At 52.4% G+C, this 18,365-nt stretch carries 20 protein-coding genes; 19 read left to right on the top strand and 1 reads right to left on the bottom strand.

Annotated elements, in window-relative coordinates; genetic code table 11:
- Positions 1 to 2 precede the first annotated feature (2 nt).
- The 16 genes from murG (at position 3) to NSS83_RS10810 (ending at position 14,305) form a co-directional block, all read left to right on the top strand.
- Complete coding sequence (gene murG / locus NSS83_RS10885; RefSeq protein ID WP_341184464.1) at positions 3 to 1,118, top strand: undecaprenyldiphospho-muramoylpentapeptide beta-N-acetylglucosaminyltransferase; 1,116 nt, start codon at positions 3 to 5, stop codon at positions 1,116 to 1,118.
- A gap of 186 nt (positions 1,119 to 1,304) precedes the next feature.
- The gene (murA, locus tag NSS83_RS10880; RefSeq protein ID WP_341184465.1) at positions 1,305 to 2,588 is read left to right on the top strand and encodes a UDP-N-acetylglucosamine 1-carboxyvinyltransferase; all 1,284 of its coding nucleotides are present in this window, start codon (positions 1,305 to 1,307) and stop codon (positions 2,586 to 2,588) included.
- A 65-nt stretch (positions 2,589 to 2,653) separates the two neighbouring features.
- On the top strand, positions 2,654 to 3,418 hold the full coding sequence (locus tag NSS83_RS10875; protein WP_341184466.1) for an FtsQ-type POTRA domain-containing protein: 765 nt from the start codon (positions 2,654 to 2,656) through the stop codon (positions 3,416 to 3,418).
- 326 nt (positions 3,419 to 3,744) lie between these two features.
- Positions 3,745 to 5,007 carry a cell division protein FtsA gene (gene ftsA, locus NSS83_RS10870; RefSeq protein WP_036690197.1) on the top strand — a complete coding sequence of 421 codons (1,263 nt, stop codon included), beginning with the start codon at positions 3,745 to 3,747 and terminating at the stop codon, positions 5,005 to 5,007.
- A 63-nt stretch (positions 5,008 to 5,070) separates the two neighbouring features.
- A complete protein-coding gene (gene ftsZ, locus NSS83_RS10865; RefSeq protein ID WP_036690196.1) occupies positions 5,071 to 6,189 on the top strand; it encodes a cell division protein FtsZ in 1,119 nt (372 codons plus the stop codon).
- Between the two features lie 127 nt (positions 6,190 to 6,316).
- Positions 6,317 to 7,168 (top strand): Rpn family recombination-promoting nuclease/putative transposase, encoded by an 852-nt coding sequence (locus NSS83_RS10860; protein ID WP_341348251.1) that lies wholly within the window; start codon positions 6,317 to 6,319, stop codon positions 7,166 to 7,168.
- Positions 7,169 to 7,384: 216 nt separating this feature from the next.
- Positions 7,385 to 8,341: a sigma-E processing peptidase SpoIIGA gene (gene spoIIGA / locus NSS83_RS10855; protein ID WP_341184468.1), complete on the top strand. Its 957-nt coding sequence runs from the start codon at positions 7,385 to 7,387 to the stop codon at positions 8,339 to 8,341.
- A gap of 19 nt (positions 8,342 to 8,360) precedes the next feature.
- Positions 8,361 to 9,083: an RNA polymerase sporulation sigma factor SigE gene (gene sigE / locus NSS83_RS10850; RefSeq protein WP_036690190.1), complete on the top strand. Its 723-nt coding sequence runs from the start codon at positions 8,361 to 8,363 to the stop codon at positions 9,081 to 9,083.
- A gap of 78 nt (positions 9,084 to 9,161) precedes the next feature.
- On the top strand, positions 9,162 to 9,944 hold the full coding sequence (sigG, locus tag NSS83_RS10845) for an RNA polymerase sporulation sigma factor SigG (RefSeq protein ID WP_036690188.1): 783 nt from the start codon (positions 9,162 to 9,164) through the stop codon (positions 9,942 to 9,944).
- Positions 9,945 to 10,109: 165 nt separating this feature from the next.
- Positions 10,110 to 10,454 (top strand): YlmC/YmxH family sporulation protein, encoded by a 345-nt coding sequence (locus tag NSS83_RS10840; RefSeq protein ID WP_341184469.1) that lies wholly within the window; start codon positions 10,110 to 10,112, stop codon positions 10,452 to 10,454.
- Between the two features lie 168 nt (positions 10,455 to 10,622).
- Positions 10,623 to 11,480: a peptidoglycan editing factor PgeF gene (pgeF, locus tag NSS83_RS10835; RefSeq protein ID WP_341184470.1), complete on the top strand. Its 858-nt coding sequence runs from the start codon at positions 10,623 to 10,625 to the stop codon at positions 11,478 to 11,480.
- A 4-nt stretch (positions 11,481 to 11,484) separates the two neighbouring features.
- Positions 11,485 to 12,180: a YggS family pyridoxal phosphate-dependent enzyme gene (locus NSS83_RS10830; RefSeq protein ID WP_341184471.1), complete on the top strand. Its 696-nt coding sequence runs from the start codon at positions 11,485 to 11,487 to the stop codon at positions 12,178 to 12,180.
- Complete coding sequence (gene sepF, locus NSS83_RS10825) at positions 12,180 to 12,623, top strand: cell division protein SepF (RefSeq protein WP_341184472.1); 444 nt, start codon at positions 12,180 to 12,182, stop codon at positions 12,621 to 12,623. Before NSS83_RS10830 ends, sepF begins: the two co-directional genes overlap by 1 nt.
- A gap of 7 nt (positions 12,624 to 12,630) precedes the next feature.
- Positions 12,631 to 12,900 (top strand): YggT family protein, encoded by a 270-nt coding sequence (locus NSS83_RS10820; RefSeq protein WP_036724260.1) that lies wholly within the window; start codon positions 12,631 to 12,633, stop codon positions 12,898 to 12,900.
- Between the two features lie 5 nt (positions 12,901 to 12,905).
- On the top strand, positions 12,906 to 13,688 hold the full coding sequence (locus NSS83_RS10815) for a YlmH/Sll1252 family protein (RefSeq protein WP_341184473.1): 783 nt from the start codon (positions 12,906 to 12,908) through the stop codon (positions 13,686 to 13,688).
- Between the two features lie 131 nt (positions 13,689 to 13,819).
- Complete coding sequence (locus tag NSS83_RS10810; RefSeq protein WP_036690176.1) at positions 13,820 to 14,305, top strand: DivIVA domain-containing protein; 486 nt, start codon at positions 13,820 to 13,822, stop codon at positions 14,303 to 14,305.
- 100 nt (positions 14,306 to 14,405) lie between these two features.
- On the opposite strand, the gene NSS83_RS10805 is transcribed toward NSS83_RS10810, so the two are convergent.
- Positions 14,406 to 14,870 (bottom strand): hypothetical protein, encoded by a 465-nt coding sequence (locus NSS83_RS10805; RefSeq protein ID WP_341184474.1) that lies wholly within the window; start codon positions 14,868 to 14,870, stop codon positions 14,406 to 14,408.
- Positions 14,871 to 14,957: 87 nt separating this feature from the next.
- Here NSS83_RS10805 and NSS83_RS10800 point away from each other — a divergent pair, with 87 nt between their 5' ends.
- From NSS83_RS10800 to NSS83_RS10790, 3 genes are all read left to right on the top strand, one after another.
- Positions 14,958 to 15,932, top strand: a complete 975-nt coding sequence (locus tag NSS83_RS10800; RefSeq protein WP_341348250.1) for a glycosyltransferase — start codon at positions 14,958 to 14,960, stop codon at positions 15,930 to 15,932.
- 178 nt (positions 15,933 to 16,110) lie between these two features.
- On the top strand, positions 16,111 to 16,887 hold the full coding sequence (locus tag NSS83_RS10795) for a glycosyltransferase family 2 protein (RefSeq protein WP_341348249.1): 777 nt from the start codon (positions 16,111 to 16,113) through the stop codon (positions 16,885 to 16,887).
- A 40-nt stretch (positions 16,888 to 16,927) separates the two neighbouring features.
- Positions 16,928 to 18,352: a CDP-glycerol glycerophosphotransferase family protein gene (locus tag NSS83_RS10790; protein WP_341348248.1), complete on the top strand. Its 1,425-nt coding sequence runs from the start codon at positions 16,928 to 16,930 to the stop codon at positions 18,350 to 18,352.
- Positions 18,353 to 18,365 lie beyond the last annotated feature (13 nt).

The raw sequence follows: 18,365 nt of genomic DNA, 5'->3' as shown, positions 1-18,365 counted from the left end.
ACATGCGTATTGTACTTAGCGGCGGCGGCACGGGAGGACATATCTATCCTGCCGTAGCCGTAGCCAGACAACTGGAATCCGAAGATGCGGATTCTGTCTTCCTATATATCGGAGGCAAGCGGGGTCTGGAGAGCAAGCTGGTTCCCCAGGAGAACCTGCCTTTCCAGTCCATTGATATTACAGGCTTCCGCCGCAAGCTGTCGATGGATAATGTGAAGACGGTTATGCGGTTCCTGAAGGGGGTCAAAGCCTCCAAGGCCATGCTGCGCGAGTTCAAGCCTGATGTGGTTGTCGGTACCGGAGGGTATGTCTGCGGGCCTGTTGTGTATGCTGCCTCCCGGCTCGGTATTCCGACGCTGATCCATGAACAGAATGCGATTCCGGGACTGACCAACCGTTTTCTCAGCCGGTATGCCAGTACGGTCGCGGTTAGCTTTGAAGGTACAGAACCGGCTTTTCCAGGGGCCAAGAATGTAATTTATACGGGTAATCCCCGGGCCACTACGGTCATGACGGCGAACCCGCAGCGCGGCTTCGCTTCACTCGGCATTCCCGAAGGAAGCACGGTGGTGCTGGTTGTCGGAGGAAGCGGGGGAGCCAAGGCGATTAACCGCGCCATGATTGAAATGGCGCCATTTGTGGGTAAGGGTAATGGTGTTCACTATGTGTATGTGACCGGAGAGTCCTACTTTGAGGATACCCGCAAAGCGGTACGCGAGCAGCTCGGCGGTATTCCGAACTGGCTGCATATCCTCCCTTATGTTCACAATATGCCTGAGGTGCTGGCCTGCACTTCCCTGATCGTGAACCGGGCAGGCGCCTCTTTTCTGGCAGAGATTACCGCGCTTGGCATACCCTCTGTCCTCATTCCGTCTCCTAATGTAACGAACAACCATCAGGAAGCCAATGCCAGAGCACTGGAAGCTGAAGGTGCGGCAGTGGTGGTGCTGGAGAAGGACTTAAGCGGCGAGGCGCTGTTCACAGCCGTTCAGAAGATCATCGGAGCGGATACGCTGCGCCATAGCATGTCGGAGGCCTCAAGGCGCCTAGGCAAAAGAGATTCCGCCTCCCTGGTAGTCAGCGAGCTGCGCAGGCTGGCTGCAGGACGTAAACGCTAGAATCCGGGCTTACATTGTCACACACACGGGACTCCGAACATAGGATGATCCTATAATCGTGACAATCACCCAGAGCGCTTCTTGATGTCTGAGCCTTGGAGACGGAATCCGTTCCGTCCCATTACGCAGGACAGCGGGGCCAGGAAGTGCTTACGGTGGGTGAGCGGTAATCTCGGAGGTGATACATTGGACAAATTGGTGATTGAGGGTGGAACCCCCCTGTCAGGCACCATACGTATCCATGGAGCAAAGAATGCGGCACTGCCGATTCTGGCAGCCAGCCTGCTGGCCGAAGGAGTTCACTCACTGCATAATGTGCCGAAGCTGCTGGACATCGAAACGATGCTGCATATTCTGCAGCGGCTGGGCTGCAGGACAGTACATGAAGAGGAGACGGTTACCGTCGATACATCCTTTCTCCTGACCTCTCATGTTCCGGAGGACTTGATGCGGCAGATGAGATCCTCCATATTCCTGATGGGCCCGCTTTTGGCCAAGTTCGGGGAAGTGACGATCTATCAGCCGGGAGGCTGTGCTATCGGTGAGCGCAAGATCGACCTCCACCTGCAGGGCCTCAAGCTGCTCGGGGCAGAGATTGAGGAGACGGGCGGCCGGATCTGCTGCCGGGCTGCCAGCTTGAGAGGCTGTGATATTCATCTGGATTATCCGAGCGTGGGTGCTACGGAGAATATCATGATGGCCGCCGCCATGGCCGAGGGCACGACTACTATCTCCGGGGCAGCGAGAGAGCCGGAAATCCAGGATTTGCAGAACTTCCTCAATGCGATGGGGGCACAAATTATCGGCGCAGGGACCGATACAATCACCATTCAGGGTGTCCGCAAGCTCCATGCCTGCAGCTATGAGGTGATCCCCGACCGGATTGTTGCCGGAACTGTGATGATTGCCGCTGCCGCCACGCGGGGAAATGTCACGCTGACCCACACCAATGCAGGACATTTGACCTCCCTGATCCACATCCTGAGGCGCGCCGGTGTTCAAATTACAGTGTGCAATGATATAATTAATATCAGCTGTATGGGACGCCCCCGTGCGGTTGATCGTATTGTTACCTCTCCGTATCCGTCTTTTCCTACGGACCTGCAATCCCAGGTTATGGTTCTATTGTCCCTGGCGGACGGATTCAGTGTAATCAAGGAGACGGTTTTCGAGGGGCGCTTCAAGCATGTGGAGGAGATGGCCCGGATGGGAGCCGATATCTCTATTGACTTGAGCAGGGCCTTCATACGCGGCGTTCAGCGGTTGTATGGAGCCACGGTTGAGGCCACTGACCTGCGGGCCGGAGCTGCCCTTGTAATCGCCGGACTGGCTGCTCAGGGAACAACTGTTGTAGAGCAGGCGCATCATATTGACCGGGGATATGACGGCATCGAATTACTGTTTCAAAAGCTGGGCGCGCGCATTAGCCGCAAGGTGCCGGTGCCTGACCCGCTGGATCTGGCCAATTAAAGCTCCCTGTCTCCTTCGGCGAAGCCGTGAGGAAGGAGACAGGGCCTTATTACGGAGATATGAGAATGCCAAAAACGCGAATACCTCTTTTGAAAGAGGACAAGCCTAGCAAGAGAAAAAACCGTAAAATTATTATCATTCTGGCACTGCTGTTTACTGCGCTGCTGGCTGTAATCTTCTTCCGTTCATCGATCAGCAAGATTACAGCCATTGAGATGCAGGGGGATAAATATACGTCCCGTGAGCAGCTGCTGGCAGCAAGCGGCCTGAAGATCGGAGGACAGTTCTTCGCCGTCTCTGGAGATTCCGTGGGGAAGGCGCTGGAGGAGCTGAATACAGTTCAGGAGGCGCAGGTCAGCAAGAAGTTCCCCGGTGTGGTTACGATCATTGTGAAGGAGTACCCGGCGGTTGCTTATGAACTGGACCAGACAGGCGTGCTGGAAGCCATTCTGTCAAGCGGGGCCGCCGTCTCTGTGACGGATACCGGAATTGCTGTAGAGAAGCCGATATTGACTAACTGGAAGGCTGACGATCCTTACAAGACCAAGCTATGCCAGGCGCTGGCCGGAATTCCGAACGAGCTGACCAGTGATATATCCGAGATTGTACCTTCCCCGACGCTGTCATTTCCGGACCGGATCAAGCTCTACACACGTTCACGCTTTGAGGTCATAACTGCCATTTCATTGCTGAAGGATAAAGTAGGCTATTTGAATCAGGTGATTCAGACGGAGGAGCCGGGACTGATCAAAATGCTGGAGGCGGATTCCTATGTTCCATTCCATACTGAAGCCGGGGACACCGGGGAAGACGCAGATGTACAAGAGTAAATAGTCCCTACTAATAGGGCGGAAAAAATGCTACAATCTGTTTTACGGGTAATAAGCAATATCCCTCTTTTTTCTGCGGATTTTTTGAGATGCAATCCAGGATATAGCTGCTGTTCTCTTGTTTTTATTCTTTGAATGTCAGGTGCTGATCCCGCTAAGCGGAGGGTGCCTGCCTGCACGTGAAGACCTTGTCATATTATTCCTCTCAAAAAATTTGTTGAAAAAAGAGGGAAAGGATTAGGGATGTTGAATATGTACAGAGATGTTTCCCGCGACCGGGATCAAAAGCTTGTTTACTATGATTATAACAGGAGGTGCCATAGGGCTTGAGCAACAATGACATCATTGTTAGTTTGGACATCGGTACATCCAAAGTTCGGGCAATAATCGGGGAAGTTACTAGTGGAACCTTCAATATTATTGGCGTTGGATCTGCGGATTCGGAAGGGATACGCAAGGGTGCGATTGTAGACATCGATCAGACTGTGCAATCGATCAGGAGTGCCGTAGAGCATGCGGAGCAAATGGTCGGTATTCAAATATCCGAGGTGTATGTCGGGATATCCGGCAACCATATCGGCCTGCAATCCAGCCACGGCGTAGTTGCCGTTCAGAATGAGGACCGTGAGATCGGCGAAGATGACATCGACCGCGTAATCAAGGCAGCGGAGGTTATTGCACTTCCGCCGGAACGCGAGGTCATTGATGTTGTCGCCAAGCAGTACATCGTCGACGGCCTTGAAGGCATTCAGGACCCGCGCGGAATGATCGGCGTCCGCCTGGAAGTGGAGGCTACGATCATCACCGGTGCCAAGACCCCCATACATAATCTGCTCCGCTGCGTGGAGAAATCAGGTCTGAAGGTTAAAGATCTTGTCCTTATGTCTCTCGGGGCTGGCGGATTAGCGCTCTCCAAAGATGAGAAATCAATGGGGGCTGTACTGGTGGATATCGGTGCCGGACAAGCCACGATAGCCGTATATGAAGAAGGTTCCCTTAGTGCAACCTCCACGATTCCGATCGGAGGAGAATTCATAACCAATGATATTGCGTACGGACTTCGGACACTTACCGACCAGGCCGAGAAGGTCAAGCTGAAATACGGCTGTGCCTGGATCGATGATGCCGCTTCGGAGGTCGTCTTCAAGGTCCTGCGTATCGGCAGCAATGTGGAGAAGGAATTCAACCAGGAGGATCTGGCAGCGATTATCGAGCCGAGAGTCCAGGAAATCTTCCACCTGATCCGTCAGGAAGTGAAGCGGCTTGGTTATACGGAGCTTCCGGGAGGTTATATACTTACGGGTGGTACAGTTTCGATGCCTGGGGTGCTTAAGGTAGCCCAGAACGAGCTGGCAGCCTCTGTACGGATCGCAGTGCCGGATTATATCGGAGTGCGTGACCCCGGCTTCACCGGCGGTGTAGGCATCCTTCATAATGTGGTACGCAACTACCGCGGACGCAGCAGCGGCGGAAGTGCCAACAAGAAGACCGTTAACCGCAGCAAGCAGAGCGCAGCGCCGGTCCAGGATTCTTCCAAGAAGCCGGGTCTGGTGGAACGACTAAAGAATATGTTTAGCGAGTTCATATAAGTGTAATCCAGATATACTTGGATTGGCCATCCAAGCACTACTCGAGGGGGAGATGGAAACAATATGTTGGAATTTGATTTTGAAATGGAGAGCTTGGCGCAAATAAAAGTCATCGGCGTCGGCGGCGGCGGAAGCAACGCTGTGAACCGGATGATTGAAAATGGCGTTCAGGGTGTTGAGTTCATCACGGTTAATACAGACGCCCAAGCGCTGCATATGGCCAAATCGGAGCATAAATTACAAATCGGGGATAAATTGACCCGCGGACTTGGCGCAGGAGCGAATCCTGAGGTCGGCAAGAAGGCGGCAGAGGAATCCCGCGATCTGATCTCGAATACGCTGAAGGGCGCAGACATGGTCTTCGTTACCGCAGGGATGGGCGGCGGTACCGGAACAGGCGCAGCGCCTGTCATTGCCGAAATCGCCAGAGAATGCGGAGCATTGACGGTAGGCGTCGTGACCCGCCCGTTCACTTTTGAAGGCAGAAAACGTGCCAACCAGGCAGAGCTTGGAATCGAAGCGCTCAAGGAAAAGGTTGATACGCTGATTGTGATTCCGAATGACCGCCTCCTGGAAATTGTGGATAAGAAAACTCCGATGCTGGAAGCGTTCCGTGAAGCGGACAATGTACTCCGGCAGGCGGTACAAGGCATCTCTGACCTTATTCAGGTTCCCGGCCTGATCAACCTTGACTTTGCCGATGTGAAGACGATTATGACGGAGCGCGGCTCAGCGCTTATGGGCATCGGGATTGCCACCGGCGAGAACCGGGCGTCTGAGGCGGCCCGCAAGGCGATTATGAGCCCGCTGCTTGAAACCTCCATCGAAGGAGCACGCGGCGTCATTATGAATATTACAGGCGGCTCTAACCTCTCCCTGTACGAAGTGAATGAAGCTGCAGAGATTGTTACCTCGGCTTCGGACCCTGAAGTGAATATGATCTTCGGTGCCATTATCGAAGAGAGCATGAAGGACGAGATCAAGGTTACTGTTATTGCGACAGGCTTTGAACACAAGCCTTCTCCAATAGCTCCTGTACGCCGTCCTGCGGCAAACAGCGAGCCGGCTGCTGATAATAAGAGCAAGAGTGAGAATCTTCGTCCGTTCGGGAATCAGACAAGCTCTGATCAGCTGGATATTCCGACCTTCCTGCGCAACCGGACACGCGGCAATAATGATTAAGAGCCATGAATAGCGATTAATAGGATAGACTGTTACGGAAGCACCGTATCACGCAGCTTTGAACTGCGGGGTATGGTGTTTTTTTTGTTTTTCAGGCTGTATAATAACGATAACGGGAGACGATACCATGGAAATGCTGGACCCCCGGGTGGATTTTGTATTTAAGCGGATTTTTGCAAGCGAGGGCAACAAGGATGTACTGCTCGCTTTTCTGAACCAGATATTCTTGGATGCGGGCGATCTTCCGCTGGAGGAAGTGGTGCTGCTCAATTCTTATACAGATAAGGATGATCCGCTGGATAAGCAGGCGATATTTGATATATGGGCCAAGACGGTGGACGGCAAGCTGATTAACATTGAGATGCAGCTGTTCAACAAATATGATATTGAGAAACGGACGCTGTATTATTGGAGCAAGCGTTATGCCGGGCAGCTTCAGGTCAGCGGGAAATATACCGAGCTTAAGAAATGCGTGACGATTAACATTCTGAATTACAAGGTGCTCCCTAATGAACATACACATAGTGTATTTCATTTGCGGGAGGACAGCAGCGGAGCGCCGCTGACAGATGATATCGAGATTCATTTCCTGGAGCTGCCCAAGCTGAACCAGCCGGTTAAGCCCGGTGAGGGCGGCCTTGTGAACTGGCTGCTGTTCCTGAAAGGGATCAACTACTCTGAATGGGAGGTGCTGCAAATGAATGAGCCAGCCTTGAAGAAGGCGATGGAGACGCTGGAATTTCTGAGCCAGGATTCAGAAGCCCGCCGTAAATATGAGGACCGCCAGAAGGTTCTGATGGACGAAGCCTCACAGCGGGAAGGTGCGCTTAGAGAAGGCTTCGTCAAGGGGACTGCGGCGGGTGAACTGGAGGCCAAGCGGGTAATAGCAAAGAATCTCCTGACGATGGGAATGGATCGTGCTTCAGTGCAGAAAGCAACCGGACTCTCCGAAGAAGAGCTGAAATCTATCAATAACTAAATACGTTTCTCATGAAGCCAGCCGCTTAGGGCTGGCTTTTGTGTTGTGCACTGATGTTCCTCTCAATGCCCATAAACCGACAAAAAAACTGCAAGAACGCCCCCCATGTTTAGACAGACTTTGGATACGGGAGTTTCTATACTAATCTTATCGTCTAAAAAGAGAGCCTGCACCGAGGCCTCCGGATAGATATCCGCTTGCAGGCAGGTGAGAGCGATGGTTGTCTATATTGACTTGATTTTTGCCGCCAATCTGCTGATCGACGGAGTCCTGCTGTGGCTGACAAGCTGGCTGGTGAAGCACAAGGTATCCTGGTGGCGCCTGACTCTCTCAGCGCTGGCGGGTGCACTCTATGTCGTCATGATGTTCGTACCGGAGCTGTCCTTTCTGTATACCTTTCTCATCAAATTCGGGTTATCGGTTTTGATGATCTGGATAGCCTTTGGATTTAGAAGTCTGCAAAGCTATCTTCGGGCATTTGGGGCGTTTTATATCATTAATTTTGCGGCGGCGGGAGGGATCATAGGCGTTCATTATCTGCTGCAAAGCTCTGGTGACCTCTGGAAGGGCATGATCTTCACCTCATCGGGAGGCCAAGCTTACCGGCTGAAGATCGGTTTCTGGTTCGTGCTTGCCCTGCTTCCGCTGGTGCTGCTGCTCTTCAAGCTGATCCAGTCCTCCCGCCGGCACAGAGAGCAGCTGGACTCCTATATCGGGGAAGTGACAGTGGAGATTGACGGAGTGTCGGTTACCTGTCCCGGACTGCTGGATACCGGGAACCGGCTCAGTGATCCGCTGACGAGGATTCCGGTCATGGTGATGGAAGCCTCGCTGTGGGAGGGCCATTTGCCGGCTTCCTGGAAAGGAAGGCTGACCCAGACGGGTGCAGATACACTTGTACTGGAAACGGACGGGCAGTCGTTCGCCTGGCAGGACAGAGTGCGGCTGGTGCCGTACAGGGGCGTCAACCGCGGGGCATCCTTCATGCTCGCGCTGAAGCCGGATAAGGTGAGTATAGTGCTTGGCGGTGATACCTTTTGCAGCACAAGGGTACTCATCGGGCTGGATGGCGGGACACTGTCGGGAGACGGCGCGTACCGGGCGGTCATACATCCTGACCTGACCCATAAAGAGAGTGCTCCAGAAGCGCCGGCTGACAAGGTGATGGGCTAAGTAACCTATAGGAGGAACAATAATGGTCAAATTCAAGCTTGTGCTGCAACTGCAGTATTACCGCATGCTGTTTCTGCTCGGTCTGAAGAGCCAGGAGATTTATTATATTGGGGGAAGTGAGGCGTTGCCGCCGCCGCTGACACGCGAGGAGGAGGAATTCCTGCTCCAGCGTCTCTCCAGCGGAGATGCGGCGGTCCGGGCTATGCTGATTGAGCGCAACCTGCGGCTGGTGGTTTACATCGCCCGGAAATTCGAGAACACCGGCATTAACATTGAGGATCTGGTGTCCATTGGTGCGATCGGACTGATTAAGGCGGTCAACACCTTTGATCCGGAGAAAAAAATCAAACTCGCTACCTACGCCTCACGCTGCATTGAGAATGAAATTCTGATGTATCTGCGGCGTAACAGCAAGACCAGAAGCGAGGTTTCTTTTGATGAACCGCTGAATATTGACTGGGACGGCAACGAGCTGCTGCTCTCGGATGTGCTGGGCACAGAGAACGATACGATCTACCGCAACATCGAGGAGCAGGTGGACCGCAAGCTTCTGCAGAAGGCGCTGGAGAAGCTCAGCGAGCGGGAACGGCTGATTATGGAGCTGCGGTTCGGGCTGCGGGGCGGCGAAGAAAAAACGCAAAAGGATGTGGCCGATCTGCTGGGCATCTCGCAATCCTATATTTCCCGCCTGGAGAAACGAATTATCAAGCGGCTGCGCAAGGAGTTCAACAAGATGGTGTAAGTGATGAAAGCTGAGGAATAAAATGCCGGACCGGGGAGATAATGTACAGTAATGTTTCTCCTTGGGAGGTTAATCATCATGACCCGAAATAAAGTCGAGATTTGCGGTGTGGACACCGCCAAGCTGCCTGTTCTCACGAACGTGGAAATGCGGGCATTGTTCACTTCGCTGCAGCAGCAGGGCGAGCGATCCGCCAGAGAGAAATTGGTAAATGGCAACCTCAGGCTTGTGCTAAGCGTGATTCAAAGGTTCAATAATCGTGGAGAGTTCGTGGATGATCTGTTTCAGGTAGGCTGCATCGGACTCATGAAAGCCATCGATAATTTCGATTTATCGCAAAATGTCAAGTTCTCCACCTATGCGGTGCCGATGATCATCGGAGAGATCCGCCGCTACTTGCGCGACAACAACCCGATCCGGGTATCCCGCTCCTTGCGCGACATTGCCTATAAGGCGCTGCAGGTGCGTGACAGCCTGACGAACCAGAATTCGCGGGAGCCGACGATCTTCGAAATATCCGAAGCGCTCGGCGTTCCGAAGGAGGATGTTGTCTTCGCGCTTGATGCGATCCAGGACCCGGTATCCCTGTTTGAGCCGATCTATCATGACGGCGGGGACCCGATCTATGTGATGGATCAGATCAGTGACGACAAGAACAAGGATGTCTCCTGGATTGAGGAGATTGCGCTCCGGGAGGCCATGCAGCGGCTGGGTCAGCGCGAGAAACGCATTCTGTCCATGCGCTTCTTCGAAGGCAAGACCCAGATGGAGGTCGCTGACGAGATTGGCATCTCACAGGCCCAGGTCTCGCGGCTTGAGAAATCAGCGATCCAGCAAATGCAAAAGCATGTAAAGTCCTGACCACAGTCTATAAATGAGCGGAGGATATTCCGGATGGCGGCACATCGCAGCCAGCGGGGTATCCTTTTATATGTCCGGGGTGATGAGACTCTGGAATACAGTCATGCGGCCAAGCCCTATGGACATATACTGAAGCTATAGGTCTGAACGTACAGGGGTGGCAGGATGATTGAGGAAACGTCAGCTTCGGGTAAAAAGATGAAAATCTCCGATTTCCAAACCAAAGATGTAATCAATATTGTTGACGGCAAACGGCTGGGCCAGATCAGCGACCTGGAGCTGGATTTGCGCAGAGGCGTCATTGACGCTGTGATCGTCCCGGGGTATACCCGGTTCATGGGGCTGTTCGGCGGCGGTGCCGATCTGGTCATTCCGTGGCGGAATATCGTGAAGATCGGTGCGGATGTCGTGCTCGTGAAGCTGGAGGAGCCCCGCATGATGCAGGGACAGGAGGACCGCGAGATGATGTACCTGGAACGGCCGGAACGCAGTGAACGGCGCACTTATTAATGGGGTGCGTCTTTTTTCTGCCGATATGGGTAAAGTCATAGGAGCAGGTTTGCAAGGAGGTTTTTCGGGGTCCCCGCAAAGTACCTGAATAGGCTTCGAAGCGTTACTTCACTTTGTGGGGAATATTTTGTGGGGCTGAGTGTGGTACACTTAAGCGGAGGTGAAGAGATGGAACCGTTTATGCAGAGTGGCGCAGCGCCAATGCTGCTGCATCTGGAGCCCTGGCGTGAGCCGTATACAAGCATTACAGCAGGCTTCACCGGCAGGGCAGGCGGCAGCGGCAAAGTCCCGTATGACAGCTTCAATTGTGCTTTTCATGTAGGCGATGATCCGGCGGATGTGCTGGCCAACCGCAGCCTGCTGGCTGCTAGTCTGGGTTTCCGGCTGGCTGACTGGACCTGCGGGGAACAGACCCATGGCAAAGAGATCGCCATCGTTACAGAACAGGAACGCGGCCGGGGCAGCCTGGACCGGGCCTCTGCCTTTCAGGCCACAGACGGGCTGCTGACGAATGTGCCCGGAGTGCTGTTGACTTCTTTTTATGCCGACTGTGTGCCGCTGTTCTTCCATGATCCGCTGAAGCAGGTGGTTGGGCTGGCGCATGCGGGCTGGAAGGGAACCGTGGCCCAAATCGCGGCAGCGATGGTGGATCGTATGGGACAGACGTACGGGAGCCGCCCGGAGGACATACAGGCTGCTATAGGGCCTTCTATTGGAGATTGCTGCTATGAGGTGGATGATTACGTCATGGACCCTGTCCGCCGGCTGGAGGCCGGGCTGAACCTGCCGGATGCGGCGGAAGGCGCGCAGGCTTTATATAGACCATCGGAGACGGACAGCAGCAAAATGCTGCTGAACTTGAAAGAATTGAACCAACGCATTATGATAAAAGCAGGAATATTGCCGACTCATATCGAATGTACAACTTGGTGTACAAGCTGTAACAGTGATCTGTTCTTTTCGTACCGGAAGGAAAACGGGGTCACTGGGAGAATGACGAGCTGGATCGGAATAAAGGAGAGTTGAAATTTTGGCCTCGCTACAAGAACGAATAGCCACTACCCGGGAACGTGTCGCACGGGCCTGCGCGGCCAGCGGCCGGGATGCCAGTGAAGTCAAGGTGATTGCGGTAACGAAATACGTATCACTGAATACGGTATCTGCTGTATTGGAAGCAGGGCTTGAGGAGATTGCCGAGAGCCGCTGGCAGGATGCGGAGCCGAAATGGAATGCGCTTGGACACAAGGGGATCTGGCACTTTATCGGGCATCTGCAGACGAACAAGGTGAAGGACGTTATCGGTAAATTTCAATATATTCACTCTCTGGACCGGCTGTCGCTGGCCAGGGAGCTGCATAAGAAGGCAGAAGCTGCCGGACTTGCTGTGAAGGTGTTCCTGCAGGTGAATATTTCGGGCGAGGATACCAAGTTCGGCCTGGCGCCGGAAGCGGTGGAGGACTTCCTGCGGGAGATCACTCCGCTTGACCGGGTGAAGGTCGTCGGCCTGATGACGATGGCCCCTCACGAGGAAGACCCCGAGGCGACCCGGCCGGTATTCCGCGGACTCCGCGAGCTGCGTGACCGCTTGAATCTGTTGGGTTTGACACCTGAGCCAATACAAGAGCTGTCGATGGGCATGTCGAATGACTTTGAAGTGGCGATACAGGAAGGAGCCACCCGGGTTCGTCTGGGAACGGTATTAGTAGGTCATGAGGAGGGAGAATGATGGGCGTGATGAACCGATTTATGAGTTTCTTGGGCTTGCAGGAGGAAGAGGAAGTTGTGGAACGGGAGCAAATCTCCCGTGATGAGGATGAATACGAACCCGCCCCTGTAGAAACACGCAAGAATCAGAGGGCCAACGTCGTCAGCATTCATTCCCAAAAAAATGTGAAGGTTGTGCTCTACGAGCCGCGCTCGTATGACGAGGCGCAGGAGATTGCCGACCATTTGCGTTCACACCGCACGGTAGTAATTAACCTGCAGCGGGTGCGCAATGACCAGGCGATGCGGATTATCGATTTTCTCAGCGGAACTGTTTATGCTCTGGGTGGAGGAATATCCAAAATTGGGGGCAATATATTTATGTGCACACCGGACACCGTGGAGATCCAAGGCTCCATTACCGAGATCCTGGGTGACGAGCAAGACTACAACCGAATGAGGTGAGCAGGGTTTGAATGAAATATCTTCAATTATAGACATCCTATTTCAGATTTACTATTACATGATCCTCGTATACATTCTGATGTCCTGGTTGCCGAATCTGCGTGAGAATTTTATCGGCGAGCTGCTGGGCAAGCTGGTGGAGCCGTATCTGGCACCGTTCCGGAGGATTATCCCTCCATTGTTTGGCACGCTGGATATCTCCCCGATTGTCGCGATTATCATGCTGCGCTTTGCCGCAGTCGGTCTGCACTCTATCGTAGCCTCGGTCTTCGGCTGAGTCCGATGAAGAATGAAATCTACGGGCATTTCCACCCGGATGAACGGCCGTTTGTGGACAAGGCCTGGGAGTGGGTCTCGAATGCCGGGGAGTATCATGAGACGAAGCTGACCGAATTTCTGGACCCCCGTCAGTGCTATATTCTGCAAAGTCTGGTGAACCGCCACCCTGATGTGATTGTGCGCTGGGAGGGCGGTTCTTCGGATGCCGAGCGGAAGCGGGCAATGCTGGCTCCGGATTATCGTGACCTTACGGATGAGGATATGGAACTAAGCGTGCTGGCGATCACCTCAGGTGAACAGAAATTTCTATCGCTGGAACATGGGGATTATATGGGAGCAATCCTGGGACTAGGTATCAAAAGAGGCAAGATCGGCGATATTCATGTGCTGGAAGACGGCTGCCACGTAGTGGTGGCTGCTGACATCGCGGATTATCTGTCCATTCATTTGACCGGTGTCCATCGGGTTAACGTCAGTACGGAGATCCTGCCGTTATCCGGCCTGCGCAGCAGTGAAGCGAAGCTGGAGGCAATGGAGTTCACGGTGGCATCCCTGCGGCTTGACGGGATTGCAGCGGATGTCACGCGGCTGAGCCGGAGCAAGATTCTGGCCCCGATCAAGGCCGGGCGCGTCCGGGTGAACTGGAAGGTCGAGGAAGATCCGTCCTGTCCGCTGAAGGACGGGGACATGGTCTCGATCCAGGGCTTCGGACGGTTCAAGGTGCTGGAGATCGGCAGCTTGACGAAGAAGGGCCGTTACCGGATTTTGGTAGGCAAATTTGTCTGAAGTCTTTGCAGGATTACAGCTGTGCTTGTCGAAATTGATAATCTCAGGGAAATATGGACACTTAGCAGGCCGTGCGCCGGTAATTGTCTTTCATCTATAATCTTCACCGAAATTTCTAGGAGGTGCACAGCATGCCATTAACACCGCTCGACATACATAACAAGGAATTCTCCCGGAGAATCCGCGGTTATGACGAAGATGAGGTCAATGAATTTCTGGATCAGGTGATTAAGGATTACGAGAGCGTGATCCGGGAGAATAAGGAACTGCACAACCAGTTGTTAACCCTTCAGGAACGCCTGGATCATTTCGTCAATATTGAAGAGAGTCTGTCCAAGACCATTCTTGTAGCCCAGGAGGCTGCGGATGATGTCAAGAATAACTCGAAGAAGGAATCCCAGCTGATCCTCAAGGAAGCAGAGAAGAACGCCGACCGGATTATCAATGAAGCGTTGTCCAAATCCCGCAAGGTGGCGATTGAGACCGAGGAGCTGCGCAAGCAGGCTTCGATCTACCGAACCCGGTTCCGGACACTGCTGGAAGCCCAGCTGGAACTGCTGTCCCAGGATGACTGGAATGCGCTGGAGAGCCGTGAGGTTAGCGAGAACGCGCTCTGAGCCTAAGATGACGGTTAGCTTGTACCCTTTATCAATACACAAAAACTCCTTAGCAGCAGGTCAATCAAGACCTCTGATAAGGAGTTTTTTTGCGTGTATTCTACACGGGAACGATCACTTTTCCTGTAATATGGATAGGGCCACTCAGATTAATTTCGCCTTGAAGATCCTCCAGGTTGGAGGCAAAGACTTGAAACGCATAATAGCCTTCAGGAAGATCGGTAAGGATGGTCTGGAACATGGTCGTCATTCGAACCGTCTCATCTTCATCCGCCGGAATGGCGGATTGTTCAGCACTGCCTACGAGGATTCCATCCACAAGTAATTCAAGCAGGATAGTGGGCTGAACGGGCGGTGTAGCAAACACGTTCGTAACCAACCAGCCAACCGTTGTAGTGAGCTCAACGTAATTGCTTGGAGCAGAAGGAACAGCCATACCGAATTCTAAAATCAGGCGTTGGGTCCCGTCGATTGGTATGGTAGGTCCAAATGATAGATTGCTACTGACACTCCGGGCAAATTCTACTAGGGTATGCGGCATTTTTTCACCTCCATATTCTGGCATAGTTCCATCCTATGTTTGGAGTGAATATTATGTTAGAGACAACATCCTATGGACTGGAAAAATATCGGACTTATGGTGGTGATAGCTATGAATATCCTATTTATAACCTCAGGTTTTCAGGGTGTCTATTCTTTCTTTGAACAGCGTATAGCAGAGACTTTGCAGAAGGAGGGGCATCATTGCAGAGCTTTACAGCCTGGCAGTGTGTTGAATGAATTGAAGCTTAAACAGCATTTATGGCAGCCGGAGCTGATTCTGCTTATGGCCGGTCTGAAGATTCCGGAGCCTGTGCTGCAGTGCATCAGACAATCCGGGGTGAAGTCGGCAGTGTGGATGACAGAGGACCCTTATTACATGGATTGGACGGCTCCGCTGATTGGTTATTTTGATTATATTTTCACCATTGACCTGGCTGCAGCAGAGCATTATCGGGCTTTGGGGCATCCCCGGGTCTCTCATCTGCCGCTGGGTACAGACCCTAATCTGTTTCACCCTGCTGATGTATCCGAGGAGTATAGAAGTGATATCTGCTTAGTAGGCGTGCCTTACAGTAACCGGATTGAGCTTATAGAGGCCTTACTTGCAGGCACAGCCTATCGCATCCAACTGGTGGGGCGGGGGTGGGGGCGGTACTATCATGAATGGAAGCATGGCGCTAAGCGCAATGTGGAGCTGGTGAATGCCTGGGTCCCGCCGGAGACGGCTGCGAGTTACTACAACGGGGCGAAGATTGTGCTGAATATTCACCGCCCTTCGGCTGAGAAGTACAACCGTAACCGGGCAGGGATTATCGCCACAAGCATCAACAACCGTACATTTGATGCGGCCAGCTGTGAAGCGTTTCAGCTTACCGATTATAAAAGCGGGCTCCGCCATCAGTTTGACGAGGGCACTCAGGTGGTTTCTTATCAGGATAAGCATGATTTGCTGCAGAAGGTTCATTACTACATGGCCCATGACGATGAGCGCAAGCGGATCGCTGAAGCAGCGAGGCAGCAGGTGCTGGCAGCCCATACCTTTGAACACCGGATACATGATTTGTTAAGGAACGTGCAAGCCTGATAGACGGATTCACCGGACCTGATAGACGCTCCGCAGTTAATCTGCCGGGCGTTTATTCAGGTTTGCCCATAGACTAAGTCCGCTATTCTGTCCTCCATTTAAAAATTTAGTCTTCTAACCTATACCGTTTCGAAGAAGGAGCATATGATAGCAAGTAAACAGCGAGGGAGGTATTCGATTGCCAAAAGTAACGATCGTCATGACCAGCTACAATAAGGCCGCATATGTCGCAAAGTCCATTGAATCCATTCTCAATCAGACGCTCACAGACTTTGAATTCTACCTGATGGATGATAACTCGAATGAAGAGACCCTCAAAGTCATCGAGCCTTATCTGAAGGATAAGCGCATCCGCTTCATGAAGAGCGACATTCAGACCCTTGAACAAAGAGTGGAGAAGGTCAGATATTCCGCGCTGATCAATCAGGCCCTGCAACAAGCGAAGGGAGAGTATATCTCCTATGCTACGGATGACAACTGTTACAGAAATACTAGACTAGAGCAGATGGTGGACTATCTGGAGGAGAACCCCGAGGTTATGATTGCGTATTCTGCTTCGATGGTCAATTACTTGAATGAACAGAATGAAGTGACCCGCAGCCAGCTAAGACCCGCCAAAAAAATCGTTTCGGTGGCCCCTTGCGTCATCGATCATTGCTCCATCCTGCACAGAAGCTCCATTCTTCCCGTCATTCAAGAGAAGTTCGGTTCCTACTGGGATGAGAATCCGGAGTTTTATAGAATTGGCGACGGCCGGTTCTTCTGGCGGCTGAACCAGTTCTGGGATTTCTACCCGGTTGACGAGGTTCTGGATGATAACTACATCACCGAGCTGTCGATTCACTATCAATTGCAGCACCAGGAGAAGAGCCGGTTCATTCAGATGCTTCCTCCGCAGCGGACCTGCAAGGAGCTTAGGGAAGAGCTAAAGTTCATCCAGCAGCAAAAGAAATAAAATCTCTGCCTAGAAAGGTACCACGAGGAGGGAGAACGGATTGTCCATCTATCTGTCCAATTACTGGTCGCTCTATAGTGAATTTATCCATGCTGCGCAGGAGCTGAAGTACAGGAATATCCCTCTGGCCCTGATGACGAACTTCTATCAACAAATCAACGATGAGCTTAGGAGCGAGATGGGGAGCAGCGATTTTAAGCTGAAGCTGGAGCATTCCGGTATTCATGAGCAGCACCAGATTCAGCCTTTCTTTGAAAATGAGGTTGCGCCGCTCTATCAGCCTGTAAAGTCCAATCTGAAGGGCAAAATACTGATTAATCTGGACTATATCAGAATGTCGGAGAAAACGATCAGCGAGCATTTCAGCGGAGATTCAGCAATGATTCTGTCCCGCTCCAGAGCCACCGAGCTGTATGGAATCCCCAATGTATATAGCTTGGGCTACAAGCAGGACACCAAAGCTGCTGCGGAAGAGCTGGTCCGGCGCGCTGCTGACCTTTTCGCGAAGGCCGAAGGACATCCTGCGTTCAGCAATGATTTTTTTACCCAGACCTTCCTAAGCCGGATTCCTTCCATTGTAGATACTATCGAAATGGTGTTTAATCTCTACGATGACCTGCCGGTAGCGGCTGTAATGGTAGGTACGACAGAAGATGTAGCCAGCCGGGCGCTTGCTGTCGTTGCAGGGATCAAGGGGATTCCCAGCGTATGTCTGCAGCACGGAATTCTGATGGGAGAGGAAGCATTCATTCCTGTATTCTCCAGCCATATCGCAATCTACGGGCAATATGAACAGGATTGGTACGTGCGCAGAGGGCTTGAAGCCGGGCGGATCATGATTACCGGCCATGCCCGTTACGATGATATCTTTACTTCGAAGGTTACGTCTACAGAGTCTTTTAGAGAAACCTACCAGCTTGATCCTCATAAAATCACCTTACTAATCGCTACCGGACCGACGCTGGATGACTACAAGATCCGCACCCTGCTCACCCAATTGGCCTCACATCCGCAGTTTCAGCTGATCATCAAGCCCCATCCCTGGGAGCTGTCCAAGAAGCTGATTTCGCTGTATACCGAGTACGAAGAAGAATATAGCAATGTTCATGTGGTTACCGACCGCAAGGCAGACACCCGTGAGCTGATTATGAAATCGGATGCTGTGGTCGCCACCCTCTCCACGGTTGCCCTTGAAGGTCTTTTGTTCGATAAGCCTGTATTTGTCTACAAATTCATTCAGGCTAACCGTGAATATGATTACTATGATGCCCTTGACCGCTATATTCAAACAGAACCGTCGGACTTAACCCGCATCATCGCCCGCTATTATTCCAGCAATGTAGAGAAAACAAACTACAAGACTGTAAAAGAGAAATTCTTGCAGCAAGCCTATCAGATTCCTGACTCCGGCAAAGCGCTTGCGGATCTCATGGACCGCCTGATCCATGGAAGCGGGAACCGATGAAGCGGGAGGTGGA

Origin of the sequence: Paenibacillus sp. FSL H3-0469 (assembly GCF_038051945.1) — a bacterium.
In the GTDB taxonomy this organism is placed as follows: domain Bacteria; phylum Bacillota; class Bacilli; order Paenibacillales; family Paenibacillaceae; genus Paenibacillus_AQ.
Note: the sequence above shows the minus strand (reverse complement) of the source record. Positions and strands in the feature narration are given on the sequence as shown.